13 protein-coding genes are annotated in these 13,064 nt (G+C 70.6%); 6 read left to right on the top strand and 7 right to left on the bottom strand.

What is annotated here, in order from left to right; all coding sequences use genetic code 11:
* Positions 1 to 261: 261 nt before the first annotated feature.
* The 5 genes from ABZ876_RS02615 to ABZ876_RS02635 all read right to left on the bottom strand — a co-directional run bounded on the left by ABZ876_RS02615 (position 262) and on the right by ABZ876_RS02635 (position 4,682).
* Positions 262 to 975 carry a hypothetical protein gene (locus tag ABZ876_RS02615; RefSeq protein ID WP_361773149.1) on the bottom strand — a complete coding sequence of 238 codons (714 nt, stop codon included), beginning with the start codon at positions 973 to 975 and terminating at the stop codon, positions 262 to 264.
* 36 nt (positions 976 to 1,011) lie between these two features.
* Positions 1,012 to 1,629 carry an RNA polymerase sigma factor gene (locus ABZ876_RS02620; RefSeq protein WP_361773152.1) on the bottom strand — a complete coding sequence of 206 codons (618 nt, stop codon included), beginning with the start codon at positions 1,627 to 1,629 and terminating at the stop codon, positions 1,012 to 1,014.
* A gap of 104 nt (positions 1,630 to 1,733) precedes the next feature.
* Positions 1,734 to 2,156: a hypothetical protein gene (locus tag ABZ876_RS02625; protein WP_361773155.1), complete on the bottom strand. Its 423-nt coding sequence runs from the start codon at positions 2,154 to 2,156 to the stop codon at positions 1,734 to 1,736.
* 132 nt (positions 2,157 to 2,288) lie between these two features.
* The gene (locus tag ABZ876_RS02630) at positions 2,289 to 2,861 is read right to left on the bottom strand and encodes a hypothetical protein (protein ID WP_361773158.1); all 573 of its coding nucleotides are present in this window, start codon (positions 2,859 to 2,861) and stop codon (positions 2,289 to 2,291) included.
* A gap of 261 nt (positions 2,862 to 3,122) precedes the next feature.
* Positions 3,123 to 4,682, bottom strand: coding sequence for a glycoside hydrolase family 20 protein (locus ABZ876_RS02635; protein WP_361773903.1), 1,560 nt, complete (start codon positions 4,680 to 4,682; stop codon positions 3,123 to 3,125).
* A gap of 398 nt (positions 4,683 to 5,080) precedes the next feature.
* On the opposite strand from ABZ876_RS02635, the gene ABZ876_RS02640 reads away from it, so the two are divergent.
* The 6 genes from ABZ876_RS02640 (at position 5,081) to ABZ876_RS02665 (ending at position 9,972) form a co-directional block, all read left to right on the top strand.
* Positions 5,081 to 5,617 (top strand): 2-oxo-4-hydroxy-4-carboxy-5-ureidoimidazoline decarboxylase, encoded by a 537-nt coding sequence (locus tag ABZ876_RS02640; RefSeq protein WP_361773906.1) that lies wholly within the window; start codon positions 5,081 to 5,083, stop codon positions 5,615 to 5,617.
* A 193-nt stretch (positions 5,618 to 5,810) separates the two neighbouring features.
* Entirely contained in the window at positions 5,811 to 6,191 is a 381-nt protein-coding gene (gene sdhC, locus ABZ876_RS02645) for a succinate dehydrogenase, cytochrome b556 subunit (protein ID WP_361773161.1), read from the top strand.
* 5 nt (positions 6,192 to 6,196) lie between these two features.
* Positions 6,197 to 6,679 (top strand): succinate dehydrogenase hydrophobic membrane anchor subunit, encoded by a 483-nt coding sequence (locus tag ABZ876_RS02650; RefSeq protein ID WP_361773164.1) that lies wholly within the window; start codon positions 6,197 to 6,199, stop codon positions 6,677 to 6,679.
* Between the two features lie 19 nt (positions 6,680 to 6,698).
* Positions 6,699 to 8,453 carry a succinate dehydrogenase flavoprotein subunit gene (gene sdhA / locus ABZ876_RS02655; protein WP_361773167.1) on the top strand — a complete coding sequence of 585 codons (1,755 nt, stop codon included), beginning with the start codon at positions 6,699 to 6,701 and terminating at the stop codon, positions 8,451 to 8,453.
* Complete coding sequence (locus tag ABZ876_RS02660; protein WP_361773169.1) at positions 8,453 to 9,217, top strand: succinate dehydrogenase iron-sulfur subunit; 765 nt, start codon at positions 8,453 to 8,455, stop codon at positions 9,215 to 9,217. Before sdhA ends, ABZ876_RS02660 begins: the two co-directional genes overlap by 1 nt.
* Positions 9,218 to 9,375: 158 nt before the next feature.
* On the top strand, positions 9,376 to 9,972 hold the full coding sequence (locus ABZ876_RS02665) for a Uma2 family endonuclease (protein ID WP_361773172.1): 597 nt from the start codon (positions 9,376 to 9,378) through the stop codon (positions 9,970 to 9,972).
* Between the two features lie 14 nt (positions 9,973 to 9,986).
* On the opposite strand, the gene ABZ876_RS02670 is transcribed toward ABZ876_RS02665, so the two are convergent.
* A complete protein-coding gene (locus ABZ876_RS02670; RefSeq protein WP_361773175.1) occupies positions 9,987 to 11,543 on the bottom strand; it encodes an ABC transporter substrate-binding protein in 1,557 nt (518 codons plus the stop codon).
* A gap of 161 nt (positions 11,544 to 11,704) precedes the next feature.
* Positions 11,705 to 13,060: a metallophosphoesterase gene (locus ABZ876_RS02675; RefSeq protein ID WP_361773178.1), complete on the bottom strand. Its 1,356-nt coding sequence runs from the start codon at positions 13,058 to 13,060 to the stop codon at positions 11,705 to 11,707.
* Positions 13,061 to 13,064: the final 4 nt, after the last annotated feature.

The following is a 13,064-nucleotide window of genomic DNA, read 5'->3' on the forward strand; positions in this document are numbered from 1 at the left end:
GATGTGTGGCGGTTGCCTCTCACGTTTTTCTGATCATCCGCGGTCGGCGCGAAAGGCACGTTACGGCTTGAAACCGCTCTACGTCCACGTTCGCACGCGGCGCAACCAACCCGTGACGCGGAGGTGTGACAGAAAACGCCTCCACGACGCTGTAGAGAGTACGGGCCGCCGCGCGGCCCGTGCCGCGCGACGGCCGGGGCCTCTCCTGTGGGGGGTGGCGGCCCCGGCCGTTGCCATCGGCGGCAGCCACTTCTGAGACTTTCAGGACTTCGTGAGCTTGGGAGATTTGGAAGGTTTGGGGTACTTGGGGGGTTTCTCAGCCCTCTTCTCCCCTTTGTTCACCTTCTCCGTCCCCTTGCCTGTCTTCTTCGCCGCTTTGTCCGCCTTTTCGGCGGCCCCGGCCGCCTTCTTCACGTCCCTGGCTGCCGCTTTGGCGGACTTGCGGTCGGCCTTTCGCCGGGCCTTGGCCCCCTTGCCGGCCGCCTTCCGCGTCGCCCCGCCCGGACTACGGGACGCTTTCGGCGGTGCGGCCCTCCCGGACCGCCCGCCCACCCCGGGCGTTTCGCCCGCCGTGCCGATGCCGCTCGTCCGCTGCGGCGGCCCCGGAGTCCGGGGCGCCTGCGAGCCGGCGGGCCGTCGCGGCGCGGTGTCGTGCGGCAGATCACCCCTCGCCGCGACGGCGACTCCGCCCAGGGCGGCGCCGGACAGGAGCACGGCGAGCAGCGTGCGCAGCGAACGGCACGCCCGGCGCCGGGCGCTGGGACGCCAGTCGTCGCGCCGCCGGGTGCGCATCGGCCGTGTGCCCTGCCGCTGCTTGTGGGCGTCCAGGAAGGCGGCGAGGGCTCGTGCCTCCGCCTCCGGGTCGAGGCGCCGGGGCCGTAAGGCGGCGCGCAGGGCGTCGGCGGTCCGCGTCTCGGGGCCGGGGAGTACGAGAGGGCGGGCCGTGTGCCCACCGCCGTTGTGTCGCTCACCCATGACCGTTTCCGTCCCCGACCCACGCCGTGCTCGCGCTCATTCCGACTCCCCCAGCGTCTCGTTGCCGTCTTCCGTCACACCCGGGGCGGCGAGTTCGCGTGCGAGTCGCTTCAGGCCCCGGTGAGCGGCGGTGCGGACCGCGCCGGGGCGCTTGCCGAGGACCCGGGCGGCCGCGGGCCCGTCGAGGCCGACGACCACGCGCAGCAGTACCGCCTCCGCCTGGTCGCGCGGCAGCCGGGAGATGAGATCCAGGGCGTGTTCGGTGGACAGGGACTCCAGGGCCTGGTCGTGGGTGTCGTGGCGGCCGGGCAGCTGGAGGACGTCGCCGTCGAGGGCCGTGGAGTGGGGGCGGACCCGCTGACGCCGTAGATGGTCGAACGCGCGGTGCCGGGCGATGGTGGCGGTCCAGCCGCGGAAGCCGGCGCCGTCGCCTCTGAACCGGCCGAGGTCACGGGCTATCTCCAGCCAGGCGTCGGAGGCCACGTCCTCCGCGTCGTCGCCGACGAGCCCGCGCAGATAGCCGAGCAGTCCCGGCTGCACGATCCGGTACGCCACCGCGAAGGCGGCCTCGTCCCCCTGCTGGGCCCGTGCGACGGCCGCGCCCAGCTCCCCGTCGTACGCCTGCGTGCGGCGGGGTTCCCCTCCCTGGCCCAACGCTGTCCTCGTTCGTGGCGAGTGGTCTCGCGTCCCCGCACACGTGCGGCACGCCGGTCTTACTCACGCTCCCAAGGTCATCAGCGTCCGCTGCCACGGAAGTGTCACTGGCCGTCATGCGTACGGGCCGGGAAGTCCCTTGGCGCCACGCCCTCCGCGTCCCGGCACAGCAGCCGCAGCGAGCCGTCGCCGTGGTAACAGCGGCGCGCCTCGTCGATCGGGTCCCACAGGCGGCCGTCGGGGGTGCGGATCCAGTGGTCGCCGCCGGTCGTCCACCACTCTCCGCCGGTCAGCCGTACGACCACCTCGCCAGCGTACGCGCCGAGGCCGCGCAGCGTGTGCTCCACCGCGGCGTAGGGGGCGCCCTGACGGCGTATCTCCTCGATCGTCCGATCCACCCGCCACAGGCTCTGCGCCGAGTAGTCGAGCCGCAGCCGGGCGCCCTCGCGCAGGGCCGCGACGACGTCGGCCGCCCAGCGCACGGGCTTGGTGGCGGCGTGGGGCCTGGTCAGCTCAGTTGCGTTCACATGGGGAAGAGCGCCCCGCCGTCGTGAAGCGTCACGCTCTCGGGAAGGAGTCCCCGACACCGGCGCAGGACCGCCCCACGGACCGCAGGACAGTCACAGGATCCTTGCACGGGATGGGGTTTAGGCAGGTCTCTAGGACCGGCCTCGGGCGCGGCGGGAGACCACCGCCTGCAGTACCCGTCGCCCCTCGGTCGACACATCACGGGCCTGCCGCAGTCCGGTCGCTCCGTGGTCGGCGACCAGTTCCAGGACGGTCACCTGGCGTCGCAGTTCGGCGGCGACCAGCGGTGACATGCCGTCCGTGAGGCCCTCACGGTGGGCGGCCACCGAGGAGTCGCCGTCGTCGTCGGCAGGATCCAGCAACTGGTGGATCCGGAGCGCGGCGACCGAGCAGGCATCGGCCCACCGGCGCAGAGCGTCGGCGGACGGCTCGGCGGGGACGTCCTCCAGCATCCGGCGGGCGAGCCGGGCGGCCTCGGCCTCGGAGGCGCACTCCGCGGAGGCGTCCTCCTCCCCGCTGTCCAGTCCGGTCCGCGCCTTCGCGAGCCGCTCCTCCCACTCATGGCCCTCGACGAGGCTCGCCCACAGCGGGCGCAGGATGTCGTCGTCGCCTCCGAGGAGGGGAACACACCGATCCAAACAAGCCAGTCCGCTTGCCGCGAGTGCACGCTCGTCGGCCTGTGCGATCAGGTCCACCAGGCTCATCACGCCTCCTCGAAACGCCTCGACGGGGCGCCTCACGTCTACGGAGCCCGCACTTCCCCTTACTGCGTGCAACGGACCCGGAGTGTCACAGAGACGCCCCGTCGCCCCGGTCGGGCACCCCGAAGAGGTATTTTCGGCCATTGCGTCCTCGGTTCCGCCGCAGAGGTACCGAATAGAACACACCGGCACCGGATGTGTGCCCGGAATACAGCATTCCGCCAACCGGGGACCCGTTCCGGCCGGACGGACCACGGCCCGCCGTCATCCCAGACGGTCCGCCAACTGCCGGAACTGCGCCCAGGACAGCGCCGGTGGGCGCGAATCCCACAGCTTCTGGACCAACGCCCGCAGCGGCATACGGATCCCGGCCGCCACCTGGTCCTGGGTCTGCGCGTTCGGACGGTCCCCCCACACCGCGAACACTCCGCCGAGGATCTGCCCGTCGTACTGGGCGGGCACCGCCGCCGTGCCCCGGACCACACGCGGTGTCCACTGCTCGTAGATGCGCTGGCCGGTGGGGTAGACGAAGGTCTGCGGCTGGCCGAGCACGTAGTAGAGGTACTCGTCGTTGTAGTTGATCAGCTGCCGGCCCGCCCCGAGGTACTCCGCCGGCTGCCGGGCTCCGGTCTCCTTGCCGGTCCAGTACGCGACCTGGAGGTCCTTGGCCGGTGACACCGCGCTCGAGCGGTAGAAGCCGTCGTTCCAGGCGCGCATGGTGCGGCCGTGGCCGCGCATCACGTTCGCCCGGTCGTTGAGCCAGCCGGTGGTGAGGTCCGCAACTCCCGCCCTCGGGCCGTACTTGGCCCGCGCGGCGGCGACGAGCTGCGGGAAGGAGGCGGACGGGTTCGCCACCGTGAGCGCCAGGTACTCGTCGCCGCCGAGGTGCCAGAAGGGAGCCGGGAACACGCCCGCGTACTCGTTCAGAAGGTCGTCCACGATCTTCGCGGCGGCCGGCTTGGAGATGTCGACCGATCCCTGGAAGGCCGCGCCGTTGGCGTTGCGCAGCTGGAGGTCGGGGTGCGCGGCGATCACGGCGCCCAAATGGCCTGGCGAGTCGATCTCGGGGACGACGGCGATGTGCCGGCTCGCGGCCAGGTCGACGATCGCCTTGACCTCCGCCTTGCTCAGGTGCTGGGCGGCCACGATCTCCGGATGCGAGGACGACTCGATACGCAAGCCCTGGTCGTCGGAGAAGTGCAGCCCGATCTCGTTGTACTTCAGATCGCCCAGCTCCCGGATGCGGTCCTCGATCCACCCGGCCGTGTAGTACTTACGGGCGATGTCGAGCATGAGGCCGCGCCGGGACTTCGCCGGCGTGTCACGGACGACGCCCTCGGGCGCGGTGCCGCCGCCGTGCACCACCTGCTTGAGGGTGCGGGTCCCGTAGAAGACCCCGGCCTCGCCCGGGCCGGTGATCCGGACCCGCCCGTTCTGGACGGTCAGGACATACGACTCCTGGTCGCCGCTCCCGGTCACGTCGAGTTCCACGTCGCCGGCGCGCGCACCGGTCTGCCCCGCGTACGCCAAACCCAGCTCCCCCGCCAGCAGCCGCCCCTCGTCGGCGAGAGCGGCGTCGGCCACGACCACCCGGCCCCCGGAGGCGGGCCGCCAGCCCGGACCGCGGGCGGCGGTGAACCCACGGACGGCCGGAATGGTGCGGGGCGCCTGCGAAAGGGGGTAGGACCGCGTCGGGGACGGAACCGGGGAGCCGGTCGGGGACGTGGCGGAGCTGCCCACCTTGGGCGCGCCGCCACCCGACGGCCACAGCGTCACCGCCGCCGCGATCGCGCCGGCGGTGACGACCGCGGCACCCAGCAGCAACCCGTTGCGCTTTGCGCGCGTCTTCTCCTCGGAAGTCCGCCGCCTCCGGCCGGTCACCGCTCCGCACCCCGCACCGCAGCCGCGTACGGCCTCACCGTGTGCATCAGCCTCTGCCCCACGTCACACACCACATCCGTAGGTATTCGCCCGACTATGGACCACACGCTACCCACCTCCGCACATCTGCCCCCATTTGTCCCTTCCGAACTTACGGCCACAGCCCGCCCTGATCGTCCACAAGCAGCCTTGAAACTCTCCTGTTCGGGTGAAATTCAGGCGGCCGCTGGACGCCCAACCGACCGCCGTGGATAACGTGACGGCGCATTTTCCGCTTCCTCCCACCCGCCACCCGCCGAGGACCCACGCTGCCCGCGCACCGTCTCCCCCGCGCCACCGCCCTGCCGGCACAACAGCGCACCGCCGCCTCCGTCGGCCTGGAGCGGTTCAACTCCGCGCCCGCCGACCAGGCCCGGCGCGCCCTTTCGGCCTGCTGCCGCAGCCTGCGCTGGGTCCACCGCGTCGCCGAACACCGCCCCTACCCCGATATGGACTCCCTGCTCGCCGCGGCCGACGAGGCGGCGTACGACCTGTCACCCGCGGACCTCGCCGAAGCGCTGGCGGGCGAGACACTCACCCTGCTGCCCGACGGCGCCTACTCCGCGGCCCACACCGCCCTGAGCGCCGCGCACGCGGCATACGAGAGCCGCTTCGGACACGTGTTCGTCATCTGTCTGGACGAGGTGACCCCGGACGAGTCCGCCGACCTGATGCTGGCCGCCATCCGGTCACGATTGGCGAACGATCCCGAGGAAGAACGCCTGCTGGCGGCCGAGGAACTGCGCCGCCTGGCGAAGGGCAGACTGGCGCGCGTCGTCCGGAACCCGTCCGGTCTGCCGATGGCGGGGCACGCCCCCCTAGGTCATGGCGTCCCATGACCCGCCCCCGTAACCCCTCCCAGTAGCCCGTCCGTGCTCGTTTGATTGCCGGTTTGATCACATCGGCAGGGCCGCCGTAAGCGTTCCGAGAACACGTCGCTACGATGCTGGGGGCCGGTGGACCGTACCCGGCCGGGCCCGACCGACACAGAAGCCGGCGCGGCCCTAGTCCCCGCTCCCGGAGGGTTCTTCCGTGCCGGCTGGAACGCTGTACCGCGGCCGGGAAGGAATGTGGTCCTGGGTGGCTCACCGAGTCACCGGCGTCCTCATCTTCTTCTTCCTGTTCGTACACGTGCTGGACACCGCTCTCGTCCGTGTCTCCCCCGAGGCCTACGACAAGGTCGTGGCCACGTACAAGTCGCCGATCGTCGCCGTGCTGGAGTACGGCCTGGTCGCCGCCATCCTCTTCCACGCGCTGAACGGCCTGCGCGTCATCGCCGTCGACTTCTGGTCGCAGGGCCCGCGCTACCAGAAGCAGATGCTCTGGACGGTCGTCGGCCTCTGGATCGTGCTGATGCTCGGGGCCGTCTACCCCGTCCTCGGCCACGCCGCTCGTGAAGTGTTCGGGAGCTGACGCGCATGTCCACGACTGAAACCACCGCCTCCGGCATCGGCCCCGTCGAGGGTGCCTCGCTGTACGACGTCGACAACCCGGCGCCGGTCATCGAGCCGCCGCGCAAGCGGACGAAGAAGACCCCCAAGTCGACCCGCGGCAACTTCGAGATGTACGGCTGGCTGTTCATGCGCCTGTCCGGCATCGTCCTGGTCGTCCTGGTCCTCGGCCACCTGCTGATCCAGCTGGTCCTCGACGGCGGCGTGTCCAAGATCGGCTTCGCCTTCGTGGCCGGCCGCTGGGCCTCCCCGTGGTGGCAGGTCTGGGACCTCGCCATGCTGTGGCTCGCCATGCTGCACGGCGCCAACGGCCTGCGTACCGTCGTCAACGACTACGCCGAGCAGGCGAGCACGCGTCTGTGGCTGAAGAGCCTGCTGTACACCGCCACGGTGTTCACCATCCTGCTGGGCACGCTGGTGATCTTCACCTTCGACCCGAACATCCGCTAGGCACGGGGCTGCGAGAATCATGAAGATCCACAAGTACGACACCGTCATCGTCGGCGCCGGCGGCGCCGGCATGCGCGCCGCCATCGAGTCGACGAAGCGCAGCCGCACCGCCGTGCTCACGAAGCTCTACCCGACCCGCTCCCACACGGGCGCCGCGCAGGGCGGCATGGCCGCCGCGCTGGCCAACGTGGAGGAGGACAACTGGGAGTGGCACACCTTCGACACGGTCAAGGGCGGTGACTACCTGGTCGACCAGGACGCCGCCGAGATCCTGGCGAAGGAGGCCATCGACGCGGTCCTCGACCTGGAGAAGATGGGCCTGCCGTTCAACCGGACCCCGAACGGCACCATCGACCAGCGCCGCTTCGGCGGTCACAGCCGCAACCACGGCGAGGCCCCGGTCCGCCGCTCCTGCTACGCGGCCGACCGCACCGGCCACATGATCCTCCAGACGCTGTACCAGAACTGCGTCAAGGAGGGCGTGGAGTTCTTCAACGAGTTCTACGTCCTGGACCAGCTGATCACCGAGGTCGACGGCATCAAGAAGTCGGCCGGTGTGGTGGCCTACGAGCTGGCGACCGGCGAGATCCACGTCTTCCAGGCGAAGGCCGTGATCTACGCCTCCGGCGGCTGCGGCAAGTTCTTCAAGGTGACGTCGAACGCGCACACGCTGACCGGTGACGGCCAGGCCGCCGTCTGGCGCCGGGGTCTGCCGCTGGAGGACATGGAGTTCTTCCAGTTCCACCCGACCGGCATCTGGCGCATGGGCATCCTCCTCACCGAGGGTGCGCGCGGTGAGGGCGGCATCCTCCGCAACAAGGACGGCGAGCGCTTCATGGAGAAGTACGCGCCCGTCATGAAGGACCTCGCGTCGCGTGACGTCGTGTCCCGCTCCATCTACACGGAGATCCGCGAGGGCCGGGGCTGCGGCCCCGAGGGCGACCACGTCTACCTGGACCTCACCCACCTCCCGCCGGAGCAGCTGGACGCCAAGCTGCCCGACATCACGGAGTTCGCCCGGACGTACCTCGGCATCGAGCCCTACACGGACCCGATCCCGATCCAGCCGACCGCGCACTACGCGATGGGCGGCATCCCGACGAACGTCCAGGGTGAGGTCCTCTCGGACAACACCACGGTGGTCCCGGGCCTGTACGCGGCCGGCGAGGTCGCCTGTGTGTCCGTCCACGGCGCCAACCGCCTCGGCACCAACTCGCTGCTGGACATCAACGTCTTCGGACGGCGCGCGGGCATCGCGGCGGCGGAGTACTCGCAGAAGGCACAGTTCGTCGAGCTGCCGGAGAACCCGGCGGAGCTGGTCGTCTCGCAGATCGAGCAGCTGCGGTCGTCGACGGGCAACGAGCGGGTGGCGGAGCTGCGGCGCGAGCTCCAGGAGACCATGGACGCGAACGTCATGGTGTTCCGCACCGAGCAGACGATCAAGACGGCGGTCGAGAAGATCGCCGAGCTCAGGGAGCGCTACAAGAACGTGGCGATCCAGGACAAGGGCAAGCGGTTCAACACGGACCTGCTGGAGGCCATCGAGCTGGGCAACCTGCTCGACCTGGCCGAGGTCATGGCGGTGTCGGCCCTGGCCCGCAAGGAGTCCCGCGGCGGCCACTACCGCGAGGACTACCCGAACCGCGACGACGTCAACTTCATGCGCCACACCATGGCGTACCGCGAGGTGGGCGACGACGGCACCGAGTCCATCCGTCTCGACTACAAGCCGGTCGTCCAGACCCGCTACCAGCCGATGGAGCGTAAGTACTGATGGCAACCCCTGTTCTGGACAAGGCCGAGGCGGAGGCCCAGGCGGCGTCCCCCTACATCACGGTCACCTTCCGGGTCCGCCGCTTCAACCCGGAGGTCTCGGCGGAGGCCACCTGGGAAGACTTCCAGCTGGAGATCGACCCCAAGGAGCGCGTCCTCGACGGTCTGCACAAGATCAAGTGGGACATCGACGGCACCCTTACGTTCCGCCGCTCCTGCGCCCACGGCATCTGCGGCTCGGACGCCATGCGGATCAACGGCAAGAACCGTCTGGCCTGCAAGACCCTGATCAAGGACATCAACCCCGAGAAGCCGATCACGATCGAGCCCATCAAGGGCCTTGCGGTCCTCAAGGACCTGGTCGTGGACATGGAGCCGTTCTTCCAGGCGTACCGGGACGTGATGCCCTTCCTGATCGCGAAGGACACCAACGAGCCGACGCGCGAGCGCCTGCAGTCGCCCGAGGAACGCGAGCGCTTCGACGACACCACGAAGTGCATCCTGTGCGCCGCCTGCACGTCCTCGTGCCCGGTGTTCTGGAACGACGGGCAGTACTTCGGCCCGGCGGCGATCGTCAACGCGCACCGCTTCATCTTCGACTCGCGTGACGACGCCGGCGAGCAGCGGCTGGAGATCCTCAACGACAAGGACGGCGTGTGGCGCTGCCGCACGACGTTCAACTGCACGGACGCCTGCCCGCGTGGCATCGAGGTGACCAAGGCGATCCAGGAGGTGAAGCGAGCGCTCATCACGCGCCGCTTCTGAGTCTTTCCTCCGGCAAGCCTCCGAGGGCCCCGTTTCCCCTGGGAACGGGGCCCTCGTGCTGTGTGCGGCCACGATCGGGGGAGGCGCCGTGACCGGGACACCCCCGGGCTCCCCCGCCTACGATGATGTTCTCGGCACCAGCTCCCAGGAGGCGTCTGATGTCAGCAGCAGCTGCCGAGTGGCCCCATGGCGAGCGTCCGCTGATCGCTGAGGCGAATCGGATCATGGACCGCCTTCCGGGCTACCGAGTCGAGATCATCGGAGGCCAGATCCTCGTGTCCCCGCCCCCGGACGCCCCCCACACGCGCGCCCTGACGGAGCTGATGCGCCCGTTCATCGGGGCCGGCCTCGACGAGGTGCTCCAGGGCATCGGCCTGTGGCTTCGCACGGGCGAGGACTACGCCGTCCCCGACCTGGCGATCGCCGACACCGACATCGAGGAACACCTTGTCGAGGACAACTGCTACGACCCGGTGGCCTTCCGGCTCGTCCTGGAGGTCACCTCCGACAACTGGGAGACGGACCTGCGCACCAAGGTGACCGCATACGCCGACGCCCATGTCCCCGTGTTCCTGATCGTCGACCGCCGGCACCGGCGCCTCCACGTGCTCACCGACCCGGAAGAGGGCGGCTACGCCACCCACCGCGTCCACGCCGCCGGCGAACTCGTCACCCTCCCCGACTCCCTCGGCGCCGAAGTCACCCTGGACGTGGGGGAGATCCTCGATGTGGGACGGCAGAAGCAGGGCGGCTGAGCGGTCCGGGCTCGTCAGATCCGGCCCAGCCGCCACAGCCGGAAGACACCGGTGCCGTCCGACAGGTACTGTCCGCCGCCGACGTCCTCGCTGCTGACCACGTACTCCTTGCGCTGCCACAGGGGGATCAGCGGTACGTCCCGGGCCACGATCCCCTGCATCCGCTGGAAGTCCTCGGCGGTACGGCTGCGGTCCGGGAAGCGCTGGCTGTCCAGTATCAGACGGTCGACGTCCTGGCTGCTGTAGCCGTTCTTCATGCTGCTGCCGGTGCCGACCAGCGCGGCGCCGAAGGTGTCCGGGTCGGGGAAGTCGGCGACCCAGCCGACGGCGTACGCGTCGAAACCGCCGCTCGCGTACCGCTTCTGGAAGTCGGTCCACTCGTATCCCTTGGTGTCCACCTTGAACAGCCCGCTCGACTCCAGCTGCCGCTTCAGCTCGGCGGCCTCGTCGGCGGCGGCGCCCCGGCCCTGCGCGTAGCCGTAGGTCAAGCTGACCGGCTCCTTCGCGCCCGCCGCGGTGAGCAGGGCGCGGGCCCTCTGCGGGTCGGGCCTGGGGTAGGCGTCGAAGAAGGAGGTGGTGTGCCCCGTGATGCCCGCCGGGATCAGCGAGTACAGCGGGTCGGTGGTGCCCTCGTACACCTTGCCGACCAGTTCCTCGCGGTTGATCAGCAGGGCGACGGCCTGGCGGACGCGGCGGTCGTGCAGCGGTGATCCGGCGGCGGTGTCGAGCACCAGGTTGCGGGTCTCGGCGCTGTCGGCCTCGCTGACGCGCCGGCGGGGGTCGCCGGGCGAGAGACCGGCGAGCGCGGAGGGCGGCAGCTGACGCGTGGCGACGTCGACGTCCTTGGCCTTCCACGCCCTCTCCAGGGCGGCCGGGTCGGCGTAGTAGCGCAGCACGACCGGATGGCCGCTGTCCTTCACATCCCCCTGGTAGTGCTTGTTGTGGGCGAGGACGGCCTTCTTGTCCTTGGTGTACGACGTCAGGGTGTACGGGCCGGTCCCGTCGACGCCGTCGTCCCTGCGCAGCGCGTCGCTCGGGTATGTGGTGCGGTCGACGATCGAGCCGGCGCCGGTGGCCACCTTGAACGGGAACGTCGCGTCGGGCGACGACAGATGGAAGGTGACGGTGAGTCCGTCGGCTTCGACCGAGTGCAGCGTCTCGAGCAGGCTCGCGGGGCCGACGTCGGAGTTGATGCCCTTGACCCGGTCGAAGGAGTACTTGACGTCCTCGGCGGTCATCGCGCGCCCGCTGGGGAACAGCAGTCCCTTGCGGAGGGTGCAGTGGTACACCGTCAGGTCCGTCCCCACGAAGTCACAGCTTTGGGCGGCGTCCGGCACGGGCGCGGCGCCGTCGGGTTCGAAGGTCAGCAGCGACTGGAAGACGTTGCTGAACAGCGCCCAGGAACCGGCGTCGTAGGCTCCCGCCGGATCGAGCGAGGTGACGGCGTCCGATGTGCCGACCGTGATGGGCTTGCCGGAGTTCTCCTTGGCGGGCAGCAGCTGCCACCCGCCTACTCCCACGCCCGCCAGTACCAGCACGGTCGCGAGAATCCGCGTACGAGCCGATCGCATCGGCGCCCCTCCCCAGGCCCTCAGCGCATGCCACTCCCCTGTGGCGCGGATCACCCAATCACAGCGGTTCACCTTGGGGAAGGGGCATTTGGTGAGGTGAGGATGAACTTACCGAGCGGGTTGTTTCAGGCCGGTTTCACCACAGGTGAAGCGCTTGCGGTTCAGGCCTGGCGCGACGCCAGTTCCACAATCGTGATGTCCGACGGAGCCCCCACCCGCGTCGGCGGCCCCCAGGCGCCCGCTCCCCGGGAGACGTACAGCTGGGTGTCGCCGTAGCGGTCCAGGCCCGCGACGGTCGGATTGGCGGCGGCCGCGACGAGGTCGCCGGGCCAGAGCTGGCCGCCGTGGGTGTGACCGGAGAGCTGGAGGTCCACGTGATGCCGCACGGCCTCGTGGATCTGGACGGGCTGGTGGGCCAGGAGGACGACGGCGCGTGCGGTGTCCCGGTCGCCGAGCGCCTTGCTGAAGTCGGGGCCCTCGCCCTCGCTCTCGCCCGCCAGGTCGTTGACGCCGGCCAGGTCGAAGGCGGGCAGTTCCGTACGCGCGTTCTCCAGCGGGTGCAGGCCGAGCCTGCGCACCTCCTCGATCCACTGGTCCGCGCCGGAGTAGTACTCGTGGTTGCCGGTGACGAAGTAGCTGCCGTGGCGGGCCCTGAGCCGCGACAGCGGTGCCGCCGCGGGGCCCAGGTCCTTCACGCTGCCGTCGACCAGGTCGCCGACGACCGCGATCAGGTCCGGCTGGGTCGAGTTGATCGTGTCGACCACGCGCTGTGCGAAGCCCCGGCCGAGCACGGGGCCGAGGTGGATGTCGCTCACGACGGCGATACGGAAACCGTGCGCGGAGCGCGGGAGTCTGGCCAGCGGGACCGTGACGCGCTTCACCGCCGGGCCGCGCAGCACGCCGTACGTGCCGTAGCCGACGGTGCCGACCGCGGCAGCGGCCACGGCCCCGCCCACGACACGAGAGACGAGGAGACGGCGGGAGGGGAGGGCGAGCGCGGTGGCGGGACCCGGGTCCGGCTCCCTCGCGGAACCCGCGGCGGGCTCGGACACGAGCTCCGTGTCCAGCGCGGTCTCCGACAGCCGCCCGGCGGCCGGCCCCGGCCGCGCGCCCGGCCCCGGCCCCGTCCGGGGAGCCGGGTGTGTCGTTCCCGGCGGTACCGGCGGGAGGCTCGATGCCGTCCGCCGCGCCCGCGTGCCGTGGGCCGCCAGACGACGGACCAGTGGCCGTACGGCTTCGCCCGCGACCAGCGCCAGCAGCATGTACAGCGACAGCGCCATCCACAGGAAGCCCGGCCAGCCCAGGACGCGCTGGAGCCAGAAGGGGGCTCCGGCGCGCTCGGTGACCAGGGCCGCGACCGTCAGCACCGGCCCGGCGACGAACACGGCCGTGCCGGTGCGCCGGGCGAGGCCAGGGCCGCGGGTCGTGTCGTGGACCAGCCGGCGCCATGCGTACCGGTGCAGCGCCGCGAACGCCGCCAGGACGGTCACGGCGATGAGGACGAAGACGACAACCACCGCG

This window comes from Streptomyces sp. NPDC046931, assembly GCF_040644655.1.
In the GTDB taxonomy this organism is placed as follows: domain Bacteria; phylum Actinomycetota; class Actinomycetes; order Streptomycetales; family Streptomycetaceae; genus Streptomyces.